Annotated in this window: 12 protein-coding genes; 6 read left to right on the forward strand and 6 right to left on the reverse strand. The window is 72.0% G+C overall.

The genetic code is table 11. From position 1 onward, the window contains the following. Nucleotides 1-29 precede the first annotated feature (29 nt). From CG747_RS22955 to CG747_RS22965, 3 genes are all read right to left on the reverse strand, one after another. The gene (locus tag CG747_RS22955; RefSeq protein ID WP_100603685.1) at nt 30-1739 is read right to left on the reverse strand and encodes an urease subunit alpha; all 1710 of its coding nucleotides are present in this window, start codon (nt 1737-1739) and stop codon (nt 30-32) included. Then, nucleotides 1736-2443, reverse strand: a complete 708-nt coding sequence (gene ureA / locus CG747_RS22960) for an urease subunit gamma (protein ID WP_100603686.1) — start codon at nt 2441-2443, stop codon at nt 1736-1738. Before ureA ends, CG747_RS22955 begins: the two co-directional genes overlap by 4 nt. 205 nt (nt 2444-2648) lie before the next feature. Continuing rightward, on the reverse strand, nt 2649-4193 hold the full coding sequence (locus CG747_RS22965) for a serine/threonine-protein kinase (RefSeq protein ID WP_100603687.1): 1545 nt from the start codon (nt 4191-4193) through the stop codon (nt 2649-2651). Between the two features lie 175 nt (nt 4194-4368). Between CG747_RS22965 and CG747_RS22970 the strand changes: the two genes are divergently transcribed. The 4 genes from CG747_RS22970 (at nt 4369) to CG747_RS22985 (ending at nt 8270) form a co-directional block, all read left to right on the forward strand. Further along, nucleotides 4369-4926, forward strand: coding sequence for a TetR/AcrR family transcriptional regulator (locus CG747_RS22970; protein ID WP_100603688.1), 558 nt, complete (start codon nt 4369-4371; stop codon nt 4924-4926). A 64-nt stretch (nt 4927-4990) separates the two neighbouring features. After that, nucleotides 4991-5575 carry a TetR/AcrR family transcriptional regulator gene (locus CG747_RS22975; RefSeq protein ID WP_100603689.1) on the forward strand — a complete coding sequence of 195 codons (585 nt, stop codon included), beginning with the start codon at nt 4991-4993 and terminating at the stop codon, nt 5573-5575. A 302-nt stretch (nt 5576-5877) separates the two neighbouring features. Then, complete coding sequence (locus CG747_RS22980) at nt 5878-6972, forward strand: agmatine/peptidylarginine deiminase (RefSeq protein WP_100603690.1); 1095 nt, start codon at nt 5878-5880, stop codon at nt 6970-6972. A gap of 161 nt (nt 6973-7133) precedes the next feature. Beyond that, nucleotides 7134-8270, forward strand: coding sequence for an agmatine/peptidylarginine deiminase (locus tag CG747_RS22985; RefSeq protein WP_180985670.1), 1137 nt, complete (start codon nt 7134-7136; stop codon nt 8268-8270). A 31-nt stretch (nt 8271-8301) separates the two neighbouring features. On the opposite strand, the gene CG747_RS22990 is transcribed toward CG747_RS22985, so the two are convergent. Continuing rightward, nucleotides 8302-8967, reverse strand: coding sequence for a transcriptional regulator (locus tag CG747_RS22990; protein WP_257980644.1), 666 nt, complete (start codon nt 8965-8967; stop codon nt 8302-8304). 50 nt (nt 8968-9017) lie between these two features. On the opposite strand from CG747_RS22990, the gene CG747_RS22995 reads away from it, so the two are divergent. After that, complete coding sequence (locus tag CG747_RS22995; protein WP_100603692.1) at nt 9018-9992, forward strand: aldo/keto reductase; 975 nt, start codon at nt 9018-9020, stop codon at nt 9990-9992. Nucleotides 9993-10035: 43 nt separating this feature from the next. Beyond that, nucleotides 10036-10332, forward strand: a complete 297-nt coding sequence (locus CG747_RS23000; protein ID WP_100603693.1) for a putative quinol monooxygenase — start codon at nt 10036-10038, stop codon at nt 10330-10332. Nucleotides 10333-10463: 131 nt separating this feature from the next. Here CG747_RS23000 and CG747_RS23005 read toward each other — a convergent pair whose 3' ends face one another. Together CG747_RS23005 and CG747_RS23010 are read right to left on the reverse strand one after the other, a co-directional pair. Further along, a complete protein-coding gene (locus tag CG747_RS23005) occupies nt 10464-11456 on the reverse strand; it encodes a triacylglycerol lipase (protein ID WP_257980645.1) in 993 nt (330 codons plus the stop codon). A gap of 228 nt (nt 11457-11684) precedes the next feature. Then, complete coding sequence (locus CG747_RS23010) at nt 11685-12542, reverse strand: trans-aconitate 2-methyltransferase (protein WP_180985671.1); 858 nt, start codon at nt 12540-12542, stop codon at nt 11685-11687. Nucleotides 12543-12645: the final 103 nt, after the last annotated feature.

Raw genomic sequence — 12645 nt, forward strand, 5'->3', positions numbered from 1 at the left:
CCGCTGCACTGGGTCTCCGGCCTGGCCGCTTACAGGAAGTACAGGCGGCTGAGCGACACTTCCTGGAGCGGCTCGGAGCGGATCGGCTCCCCGTCCAGCGTCACCAGTCCGCTGTCCGCGTCGACCTGCACCTCACCCAGGCGCGCGTTGTTCACCAGATCGGCGGGGCCGATGCCCCGGGTGCCACGGACGGCCACCCTGCGGCGCCGGGTGGCCATCGCGTCGTACGGCCTGCCGAACGTACCGGACTCGGCGGCGGCCCGGCTGACGAACGCCACCGATAGATCGGCCGGGGTGGCGCCGTGCGCCCCGAACAGCGGGCCCAGCACCAGGGGTTCGCAGCGGTCATTGGCGGCGTTGGGGTCGCCGGTGACGCCGTAGGCGGGGAAGCCGGACTTGAGCACCAGTTGGGGTTTGGCGCCGAAGAACTGCGGCTTCCACAGCACGATGTCCGCCATCTTGCCGACCTCGATCGATCCGATCTCGTGCGAGAGGCCGTGGGCGATGGCGGGGTTGATGGTGAGTTTGGCGATGTAGCGCAGTACGCGGGCGTTGTCGTCGTGGGTGCCGTCGCCGTCCATCGGGCCGAGTTCGGCCTTCATCTTGCCGGCCATGGCGAAGGTGCGGCGGACGGTCTCGCCGGCCCGGCCCATGCCCTGGGCGTCGGAGGAGGTGATGCCGATCGCCCCGAGGTCGTGCAGTACGTCCTCGGCGCCCATCGTGCCGGCCCGGATGCGGTCGCGGGCCATCGCGGCGTCGCCGGGCAGGTCCGTCTTGAGGTCGTGGACCGAGACGATCATGCCGTAGTGCTCGGCGACCGCGTCCCGCCCGAACGGCAGGGTGGGGTTGGTCGAGGAGCCGATGACGTTGGGGACACCGGCCATCTTCAGCACGTTGGGGACGTGCCCGCCGCCGCAGCCCTCGATGTGGAAGGCGTGGATCGTCCGGCCGTCCAGGACCCGCAGGGTGTCCTCGACGGTGAGGCACTCGTTGAGGCCGTCGCTGTGCAGCGCGACCTGGACGTCGTACTCCTCGGCGACCCGCAGGGCGGTGTCCAGCGCGCGGGCGTGCGCGCCCATGTCCTCGTGCACCTTGAAGCCCAGGGCGCCGCCCTCGGCCAGCGCCTCGACCAGCGGCGCCTCGCCGGAGGACGAACCGCGGCCCAGGAAGCCGATGTTGACCGGCCAGGCGTCGAAGGCGTTGAACGCGTGGCGCAGCGCCCAGGGGGAGTTGACGCCGACGCCCCAGACCGGACCGAACTCCTGCCCGATGATCGTGGTCACCCCCGAAGCGAGCGACGCCTCCATGATGCGCGGCGACAGCAGGTGGACGTGGGTGTCGATGGCGCCGGCGGTGGCGATCATGCCCTCACCGGAGACGATGGAGGTGCCGGTGCCGACGACGACGTCGACGCCGTCGAGGGTGTCGGGGTTGCCGGCCCGCCCGATGGCGTGGATGCGCCCCTCGCGGAGGCCGATGGAGGTCTTGCGGATGCCCTGGACCGCGTCGATGACCAGGACGTTGCTGATCACCACGTCGCAGGTCTCGCGCAGCGACGCGGCCTTGAGGTGCATCCCGTCGCGGGCGGTCTTGCCGAAGCCGGCCAGGAACTCCTCGCCCGACTTCTGCGAGTCGGACTCCACCCGGACCACCAGGCCGGAGTCGCCGAGGACCACCCGGTCACCGGCCCGCGGGCCGTGCACGGCGGCGTACTCCTGCGGATCGATGGTGCTGCTCACGGCGAGTCCTCCTGGTCGTCATCGGTCCTGGCCCCGAGGTAGCCGCAGGCAGCCGCCCGGCGCAGGGCCTCGCGGCGTGCGCCCGGTGCGTCGAGCGGGCTGTCGACCAGCCCGGCGAAGCCGATCGCGATCCGGTCTCCGCCCATGGGCACGAGCCCGATGTCACGGACCGCCCCCGGGTCGAACCGGGTGGACGAACCGGTCGGTGCGGCGGGCCGCATCCCGTAGGCGGCGGCCCGATCGAAGTCCAGGCGCGGGTTGCTCTCGAAGAAGTGGAAGTGCGAGGTGACGCTGATCGGCACGGTCGCGGTGTTGCGCACCGCGATCACCACGGCGGGCTCGGGCTCGGGGTCGGCCGGGCCGGGCAGCACCGCACCCGGGGCGTGGGGGCCGAGGCCGCCTCCCTGGAACGGGTCGCTGACCACGGCCAGCCTGGTTCCGTCGTCGAAGACCGCCTCCACATGGATCTCGGTGACGACGTCGGGCACGCCGGGCAGTACGTCACCGGGCCCGAGCGCGGCGCGGGCGGCCGCGAGGGCTTCGGCGAGCCGGGCGCCGTCGCGGGCCGCCTCGCAGACCGTGTCGGCGATCAGGGCCGTCGCTTCGGGCACGTTCAGCCGGCAGCCGCGCGCACGTCGTGAGCGGGCCAGTTCGGCGGCGCTGAACAGCAGCAGCCGGTCGCGTTCCGTGGGGGTCAGTTGCATGGCCGTGGCTCCTGGGAGCGGGTCGGAGCGGGGATTCCGGCCGGAGTGTCATGGGGCATGAGCGGGTGGCTTTCTCTGACGGGTCGGCAGTGGGATCTTGTCCCGACCTTGCCACTGACTAAAAATTCAGTCAATACAGTGGACATGACTTCTGCCGGGACCGGCGCCCCTTGCCGACCAGCGGCGGAGCACCGGGCCGGAGGGGTCAGGAGTCCTTGCCGTAGCGACTGAGGGAGACCGTCACCGCGCCGCCGTCGGGCACGGCTTCGACCAGCCGCACGATCACGACGTCCCGGCCGTTCGCACTCCGGACGCAGAACGGGTGCTGGTCTTCGAGCTCGCTGAACTTCAGCGAGGTGACCGGGCTGCGATCGATCCCCTTGAGGCAGTCGTCGGGCGTGAGGCTGCCGCCGGGGGCGATGAAGGCGTCACTGTCGTCGGGGACCGCGAATTCGGTGGCCGAGCGCGACAGGTACCAGTCGGCGCTGGACTCCGGAACGACCTTGCCGTTCCGCAGGTCGAACTCGTAGCCCGCATCCGGGGAGGTCAGCTGCACGCCCGCGTACCCCGGCCGGAATCCGCCTCCGGACGCGTCCTGCGACTGCCCTTCCTCGGCAGGCGGCGCCGGATCCTCCGGGGGGTAGTCGAAGTAGTAGACCGCGCCGCCGCCCAGCAGCAGCGCGGCGACCGCCGTGGCCACGATCCAGCGAACGGGCCTTCCGGCGCGCCGGGCCGGGGCCGGCGGCGCGGCGGGGCCGGGCGCCTCGGCCCGCGGGAGGGGCACCGGTGTGGCGGTGACGGTGGGTTGCGCGTGCGGCGGTGCGGGCGGTGCGGGCAGGTCGCCGTGGCGGGAGAGCTCCGTACGGACGGCGGTCGGCAGCCAGCCGTCGGCGAACCGCACCTGCGGGCCCACGGCGGGGTGGCGGCGCACGGCCTCGATCACGGCGCCGGTGGTGGGTCGTTCGGCGGGGTCCTTCGCCAGGCACTGCCCCAACAGCGCGTGCAGTTCGGTCGGTACGCGGCCGAGGTCGGGCTGTTCGTGGACCGCCCGGTACAGGGCCACGGATTCCGGGCAGTCGCCGAAGGGGGGTGCCCCGCCGGCGGCGTACACGGCCAGCGCGCCGAGTGCGAAGACGTCGGTCGCCGATGTGGCGGGCTGCCCCAGGGCCTGCTCGGGCGCCATGAAGGCGGGCGTGCCGATCCGCAGGCCGGCACTGGTGAGCGCGACCGCGTCGGCGGCCCGCGCGATGCCGAAGTCGATCACCCTGGGGCCGTCGGTGGCGACCAGCACGTTGGCCGGCTTGAGGTCGCGGTGGACCACTCCGGCGCCGTGGATCGACTGGAGGGCCTCCGCGATGCCGGCCATGAGGAGGAGCACGGTCCCCACGGGCAGCGGACCGTGCCGACGCAGCACCTCGTGCAGCGAGGGGGCGGGCACGTAGGCCGTCGCGAGCCACGGCGTCACCGCGTCGGCACCGGCGTCGATGACCTGGGCGGTGTAAAGGCCGTGGATGCGCCGGGCGTTGGCCACCTCCTGCGCGAACCGGTGACGGAACTCGGGGTCCCCGGCGAGCTCCGGCCGTACCGTCTTGAGGGCCACCGGCCGACCGCCCGGCGTGTACGCCAGGTAGACGTGCCCCATTCCGCCCGAGCCGAGCCGGGCGTGCAGCCGGTACCCGCCGATCTCCGCCGGATCGTCAGCGGTCAGCGCCGCGAAGGAGGGTGACGCGCCGGGGTGCTCGGTGGTCATGCGGTGGCTCTTTCAGATGGGGGCGGCAAGCGCGGGCCGGCAGGGAGGCGGGGCGGCTGGCATGGCTCCGCGGCCCAGACTCTAACTGAAGTTTCAGTCATGCCCGCCCCGCGGGGAGAGGGCGCACGAGGGCTGGTTAAGCTGGGCAATCGTGAGCGACCGTAGAACAGCGATCATGGAGGCGGCGGCGCGGGTCATCGCCCGGCGCGGGGTCCGCGGGCTGCGGGTGGAGGAGCTGGCCGCCGAGGCCGGAGTCTCCACCGCGCTCATCTACTACCACTTCAAGGACCGGGCAGGCATCCTGCGCCGGACCCTGGAGTTCATCAACGACCGCGCCGGGAGCTACACCACGGAGCGCGGCCCGGACGCCGCCCCCCTCGAACCGCGGCAGGAGCTGGAACAGACCCTCCTGTTGGAGCTCCAGGACGACGACGCCGTCCGGGAGAACAGCACCGCATGGGGAGAACTGCGCGCCAGCGCCATCTTCGAGCCCCATCTGCGGGAGGACCTCGCACGGGCCACGCTCGTCTGGGTCCAGGAAATCGCCGATCTGCTCGGCCGGGTCCACCCCATGGCGACCGCCGCAAGCCTGGCCATCGCCGCCGAGCGGCTGACGGCACTGGTGGAAGGGCTCAGCATGCGCTGGCTCAGCGGCATCCTGCCGCTGGAGCACGCCCGTGAGTTGATGCGGGACGCCATCGACGCGGAACTGGAGCGGCTGGCGCGCCGATAGGGCCCGCCGCCCGGCGCCGGCTCGCGCGGCAACCCCGCCGCACGCAAGTGGCTACTGTACGAACGTGACTACCCGACGAGCCAAACTGCTGGAAGCGACCTGCCGAGTGATAGCCCTGCGGGGGGTCCGGGGGTTGCGCGTGGAGGACGTCGCCGCCGAGGCGGGCGTGTCCAAGACGCTGATCTACTACCACTTCCGTGATCGCGCGGGCCTGGTCACCAGCGCCCTGGAGTACGTCAACGACCGGGCCGAGGGCTACGTGGGCGGCGCGGACGAGGACGAGATCCTCGTCCGCGACCTGCTGCTCGCCCTCCTGGCGGCGGAGTTCCAGGACGACACCGCCGTGCGGGAGAACTCCGCGGTGTGGGGCGAGGTGCGGGCGGCCGCGACCTTCGACGAAGGTCTGCGGCCGACCCTCGCGTCACTGACCGAACGCTGGCTCGTCGACATCGCCGAGCTGATCGCGGACGGGCAGGACGAGGGGAGCATCCCCGAGTCGGTCGACTCGCGCGCCGCCGCGGTCCGGCTGACCTCCCTGGTGGAAGGGCTGAGCGGGCGCTGGCTGGCCGGCCTGCTCACCACTGCCGAGGCCAGGGCGCACGTGGCCGCCGCGCTGCAGCGTGAGCTGGCCGGGGGCCCGCGGGGCTGACCAGGTGGTGACGCGTGAAGGAACGGGGACGCGCCCGCCCATCGGCTTGACTGAAAATCCAGTCAGTGCCACAGTGTGAGACATGGCGGCGCCGTGCCCCTGACCCACACCGGGCTCACGCACAGCGCCCCGCCCCGACTGCGTGGCGGGGCGCAGGCGGCATGGCCGCCCCCGATCCCGCCGCACGCGTCGTCGGTGTGCACGCCGCTGGGTGACGGCGCGGGGCAGTGTCGCCCCTGGTTCCCCCCAGGCCCTGGCGGCCGACGACCGCCCGAAGCAACGGATTCGATGTGGAGCCCCCCATGAACGACCTCCCCGCGGGCAGGTGGCTGCTCGATGCGTTCCTCGGCCCGCGCCCGGCCCGAGCGCCTTCGTCCGACGGCGCGGGAGGTCTCGGGTGGCGCGTGCCGGCCGACGACGTTCCGCACACCCGGACCTGGATGTCCTGGCCGTCGCGGAGGTCCATCTGGGGCCGCGGGCTGGCAGGTGTCCAGCAGGACATCGCCCTCATCGCCCGCACGGTCGCGGCCTATGAGCCCGTCCTCATGTGCGCGCCGGACGAAACCGCCGCAGCCGCCGCCCGGGCTGCCTGCGGACCGGGGGTCACCGTCATCGGCTCGATCCCCACGGACGATCTCTGGATGCGCGATACCTGCGCCGTCTTCCGGCGCGACGGCCGGGGGAACCTCGACGCCGTGACCCTCAACTTCAACGGCTGGGGCGGCAAGCAGACGCACCGCGACGACGCCGAAGTGGCCTGGTGCGTCGCCGAATTCAACGGAATTCCCGTCAGCGAGGCGAATTTCGTCGGAGAAGGCGGATCGATCGAGACCGACGGCGACGGCACGGTGATGGCCACCGAGAGCAGTCTGGTCAACAAGAACCGCAATCGCGGCATGAGCCGGGACGAGATCGAAGAAGAAGTCCTGGCGGCGTACGGTGCCGAGAAGATGATCTGGGTTCCCGGCGTCCGCGGCCGGGACATCACCGACAACCACATCGACGTCACCTCCCGCTTCGTCGCTCCCGGCGTGGTCATGGTGCAGGTTCCCCCGGACGACCGGAACGACGTCTGGGCTCGGGACGCGCGTGAGCAGTACGCCGTCCTGTCGGCCGCGACCGACGCGAAGGGCCGGCGCCTCCGGGTGATCCGCGTGGACGGACCGGACACCGTGCGGTCGCGGAGCTCGGCGTTCGTGGATTCGTACCTCAACTTCCATCTCGTCAACGGCGCGCTCATCACGGCGCAGTTCGGTGACCACGAGAAGGACGCCGCGGCCCGCCGGACCCTGGCCGAGGCGTTTCCCGGGCGCGAGGTCGTCCAGCTCGACGTCGACCGCCTCATGGGCGGCGGCGGTGGAATCCACTGCTCCACCATGCACGAACCCGTCCCGTAATCCCCGGAACCCGCACACCGCGCCCGCTGCGCACCCTTCCTCACACGTCGTATCCGTCGGATGCTCTCACCCCCCTCAGGGCTCGATTTTCAGGACGCCCGACGTCCCCTGGAATCAGGCTCGTCAGCCGAATGCCGGAGTTCTCTGTGTCACCTCTCCCCATGTCCCGCCGCAACGTCCTGCGCTCCTTCGCCGGCATCGGTGCCCTCGCCCTCGGAGCCGCGGCCTGCGGTCCGGGCGACACCCCGGCCGCCCCCGCCCCCTCGTCGCCTTCCGAGAAGAAGGCGGGCCGCCGGTTCGGTGCCGAGTGGGAGAGCCACACCCGCACGTTCATGTCCTGGCCTGCCCTGGAGGAGGTCTGGGGTGACCAACTGCCGTCCGTGCGGGACGACATCGCGCGGGTGGCCCGTGCCGTCGCGGAGTACGAACCCGTGGTCCTGATGGCCCGCCCGGAGCAGCAGAACGAGGCCCAGCGGGCCTGCGGCTCCCAGGTCGAGGTGATCCCGCTGGCGGTGGACGACCTGTGGGCGCGCGACACCGTCCCCCTGTTCGTCGAGGACGCCGAGGGCCTCCTCGGCGTCGACCTCAACTTCAGCGGCTGGGGCAACAAGCAGACGCACCGCAACGACGCCCAGGTCGGCCGGCTCCTGCTGGAGAAGTACGACATCCGCCGCGCCAAGGCCCCGCTGGTCGCCGAGGGCGGCTCCTTCGAGACGGACGGCGAGGGCACCCTGTTGATCACCGAGAGCTCGGTGGTCAACAAGAACCGCAACCCGGGCAAGAGCCGCGACCGGATCGAGGGCGAGATCAAGAGCAGCCTGGGCATCGAGAAGGTGCTCTGGCTGGCCGGAGTGCGCGGCCAGGACATCACCGACGCGCACGTCGACAGCATCGCCCGGTTCACCGCGCCGGGTGTCGTCCTGGTGGACCGTGCCTTCCCCGACAGCCCCCCGGACGTCTGGTCCCGCGCGGCCGACCAGGCCCGCTCGGTGCTCAAGGACGCCACCGACGCTCGCGGCAAGTCCCTTGAGGTCATCGACCTGCCGCAGCCCGACCTGGACAAGATCACCGGCCGGGGTGACGCCTTCGTCTCCACCTACGCGAACTTCTACGTGGCCAACGGCGCGCTGTTCATGCCCCGCTTCGGCGACGCCAAGGCCGACGACCGGGCGAAGGGCATCCTGCAGGACCAGTTCCCGCGGCGCGACATCGTGCAGGTGAAGATCGACACCATCGCCTCGGGCGGCGGCGGCATCCACTGCTCGACCCACGACCAACCCGGCAAGCCGGCCAAGTAACGGCCGCGAGGACACCGCCGCACGCGGGCGCTCAGCCCACCGACAGTTCCTCGCGCGCCCAGCTCGCCAGGAGTCGCAACGCGGTCTCCGAGGGGGTGCCCTCCTCCACCGTGTGGGCGATCAGTGCCTGATCCGGATCGTCGGGCAGCCGCAGCGTCTCGAAACCCAGGTCGAGTTCCCCCACGACGGGATGGCGGTAGACGTAGCGCCCGTGTGTCTTGTCCTTGAGCCGGTGTTCCGCCCACGCCTCGCGGAACTCCGGGCTGGCGGTGGAGAGTTCGTCCAGCAGGGCCGTGGAGCGCGGGTCGTCCGGATGGCGCCCGATGTCCAGGCGGAGGTAGGCCGCCACGTCGGCGGCCTTGCCGCGCCAGTCGGCGTACAGGCCGCGCATCCCCTCGTCGAGGAACACCAGGCGGGCCAGGTTCCGCTGCCGGGGCGGCAGCGCCGCGAAGTCGGTGATCAGTGCGGCGGCGAGGTGGTTCCAGGCGAGGACCTCGGTGTTCCGGCCGACGATGTACGCCGGGACGTCGGGCGTCGAGTCCAGCAGCCGGCGCAACCCCGGCCGTACCCGCTGCGGCCGGGGTTGCGGCTCCGCACCGTCCGCACCCTCGGTCTCCGGCCAGGGGCGCGCCAGGCGGTAGAGATGCGCGCGCTCCACCGGGTCCAGGCGCAGGGCCCGGGCGACGGCGTCCAGCACCGCCTCCGAGAAGTGCAGGGTGCACCCGCACCGGGTTCGGCTCGTGGGCGGTGTCCGGCACCGGCTGGCACTTCGGCTGGGGCGCCACCGACGACGGCGAGTCGATCGCCGCCATCCGGCACGCCGTCGCCGCCGGCGTCAACTGGATCGACACTGCGGCCGTCTACGGCCTGGGGCACTCCGAGGAGCTGGTCGGCAGGGCCCTCGCCGGTCTGCCCGAGTCCGAGCGTCCGTACGTGTTCACCAAGGTCGGACTGGTCTGGGACCCGACCGATCCGCAGGCACCGCCCCGCCGCACCATGAAGCCCACCAGCGTGCGACGCGAGATCGAGGACTCGCTGCGGCGGTTGGGCGTGGAGCGCATCGACCTCTACCAGGTGCACTGGCCGGACACCGGTGAATCGCTGGAATACGCCGGCGACGGCTCCGGCGCCGTCTCGCCCGACGCCACCCCGCTGGAGGAGTACTGGCAGGTCATGGCCGACCTCAAGGCCGAGGGCAAGGTCCGCGCGATCGGCCTGTCCAACCATTCCCCCGAGCAGTTGGATGCCGCCGAGCGGATCGCCCATGTCGACGTCGTCCAGCCGCCGTTCTCCGCCATCAACAGGTCGGCCGCCCCCGAGATCGCCTGGGCCCGGGCCCACGGCACCGGCGTGATCGTCTACTCACCCCTCCAGTCGGGCCTGCTCACCGGCGCCTTCTCCGCCGAACGGGCAGCCGGTCTGCCCGCGGACGACTGGCGCTCCGCCCACCACGACTTCACCTCCGGACTCGCCGCCAACCTCCGCCTGGCCGACGCGCTGCGGCCCGTCGCCGAGCGCCACGGTGCCACCGTCGCCGAGACCGCCATTGCCTGGGCCCTGGCCTGGCCGGGCGTCACCGGCGCGATCGTCGGCGCCCGCAGGACCGCTCAGGTGGACGGCTGGATGGGTGCCGGTTCGGTGCGGCTGACGCCGGCGGACCTGGACGAGATCGCCGTGGCCATCACCACCTCCGGCGCCGGCACTGGCCCCGCCCGCCCCTGACCCCGACCCCGCTCCCGCTCCCGCGAAGGAGGACCCACCCGCCATGTCCCTCACCGTCATCGCCGAATGCCTGGCCGCCCCCGGCTACGAGGACCGGCTCCGCACCGCCCTTGAGGCCATGATCGAACCCTCGCTGGAAGAACCCGGCTGCCTGGCCTACCGTCCCTACGCCGACCCTAACGACCCGGCCCGCATGGTGGTCGTCGAGCAGTGGTCGGACGCCCAGGCACTCGCCGCGCACTTCGCCACCGCCCACTTCCACCACGTCCGCCAGGTCCTGGATCTCGTCCTCGCCGAACCGATGACGGTGCGGAAACTGGTGGCCGCGCCCGGTGCCTGAGGCCGGGCACCGGCCTCGGGAGCGCGACGGCGTTCCGCCGTGCGAACGAGGCGATGGGCGCCGCCCGTCGAAGCGCACCGGACCGGGGCGAGGCCCGGGCGTCCCGGACCGGGACGCCCGGCCGGACCGGTTCAACTCAGGACGGAGGCGCAGGTGGTGGGGGTGGCGTGTGCCGGGTCGAGCGCGTTGGCCGTCTCGTGGAAGGCGATCCGGTCGAGGAGGCCGAGGCTCGCGTGCATGGAGATATCCGCCGGGCACAGTTCCTGGATCAGCACGTTGTGGACATGGCGGCCGTGGAGGAACTCCGAGCCGAGGGGCGATACGACCTCGTCGTACTTGGTGGCGATGACGGTGTAGCGGATACCGGGGAGGGTGTCGCCGCCGGCATTGAGGCGCCGCAGCAGGGCGGAGCCGGTCTTCTGCTCGATCAGCCCCGGCGTGAGCGCGTGGAGCGTCTGCTTGATCGGGGCGATGTCCACCAGTTCGGCCAGGCCGTGCAGGTCGGTGCCGTGGTTGTCGGGGGCCAGCCCGACCAACGTGTGCACCTTGTGGCGGCCGCCGTGGAACTTCAGGTACACCCGCGGCATCATGCCGCCCTGCGAGTGTCCGACCATATCGACCTTCCTGGCGCCCGTTGCGGCCAGCACCCGGTCGACGTACCCGGCGAGTTCCCTGGCCGAGGTGTCGATCGGGCCGAGCCCTCCGACGAGGGGGAGGCCCAGGAACTGGCCGTAGGTCAGGGAGAAGACGCAGTAGCCGCGGGCCACCAAGTACGGCGCGAGGCCCAGCCAGTTGTCGACGGCGTTGCCGAAGGTGCCGTGGACGAGGACGACCGGACGGGGGTGCCGGGCGGAGGGCTCGCAGGAGAAGTTGTTCCAGCCACGGTCGACGGTGTCCGCCCAGGGGGCGTGATGCGCGGTGCCTGCGGCGGACGGCTTCAGGAGGGGCGGACCCAAGGGCCCCCGGGGAGTGATGGTGGGGGACGTGTGGAGGGGCGACCCGAGAGGCTTGCCGGGAAGCACGGTGGCCGACGGGCGGGCGGCAGCGGCGGGCGAAGTGGTGAGACCCGCGGCCAAGGCGACCGCCGGGAGGGCGGTCAACAGTCTCGACCAAGCAGGCTTCATACGGTGCTCCTTGCGGGGGAAGGGGACTCCGAAATGATCCGTGAGCCGTGCGCCTGAGCCCCGGATCGCAAGGGCCAACGGGGTGACTGGCAGGTAAGTTACGGTTGGTAATCATTCCGTACCAGTGAGATGACGGCGGCGGAAACCGTCCCCGAGCGGAGTGGCGCGTGATGCCCAGCGCCTGGGTGACGGCCGGTGCGGGTGGGTTTCCGGCGTCACGTCAGTTCGTCACGGCCGCAGGTCCGCCGGGGTGGCATCGGCGCGTGTCCGCCCCAGGAACAGGCTCGTGACCACCTTCACGTGGGCGCGTCCGCCGTGTTCGTCCATGAGGTGGGCCATCTCGGTGAAGGCCCGCTCGCGGGGCCCGGGCGGGAGCGCGCGGTAGCCGCCGTAGGAGGCGAACAGGCCGATGAGGGCGGAGGTGGACCGTTCGTGTACGGAGGCGTAGAGGCGGTGCTCCGGGTCGACGAAGCCGGCCGCCGTCATCTCGCGCCACTGGCGCGCCTCGGGTCCCCGGCGGGCGGGACGGGGGCGGGGGTCGAGAAGGGTGTCCGGCGGTATCGCGACGCCGTGCCGTGTGTGGGCGGCGGTCAGCCGGTCCGTCAGGTCGCCGCACTGGAGGAACCAGTGGTTCCAGAAGAGGGCAATCGCCCCGCCGGGCGCGAGCGCCGCCTGTGCTCTGGCCCAGCGTACGGCGGGGTCGACCCAGTGCCATGCCTGTGCGCAGTACAGCAGCCCGTAGCGTCGCGCGGGATGCCAGGTTTCGAAGTCGGCGACCTCGATGCCGACCTCGCCGCCGGACAGTTGCGCGCAGCGGTGGCGCAGCACCCGGGCCATGCGGACGTCCGGTTCGACGCACGTCATCGGTAGGCCGGACCGGGCGAAGGCGAGTGTGGCCTTGCCGGTTCCGGCGCCCACCTCCAGCGCCGGCTCGCCCGCTGCCAGGGCGGAGAAGTCCAGTACGTCCGCGACGAGTTGGCGGGGATAGCCGGGCCTGGCCGTGTCGTACTGCTCGGCGTCGTCGCCGAAGATGCGGCGACGTGACTCCACTGACACCGGGTCATTGCCGGGAATCCCGTATGACATGGCAGTCACGGTAGGCGCCCCGCGCCGTGCCGGGGAGGGCGCCCGCCGTGAGTCGGCCATTCTCCGATTTCCCCGTACCGGTCCTTGCGGGGACCCCGATCGG

Source organism: Streptomyces sp. CB02959 (assembly GCF_002803155.1).
Taxonomy (GTDB): Bacteria; Actinomycetota; Actinomycetes; order Streptomycetales; family Streptomycetaceae; genus Streptomyces.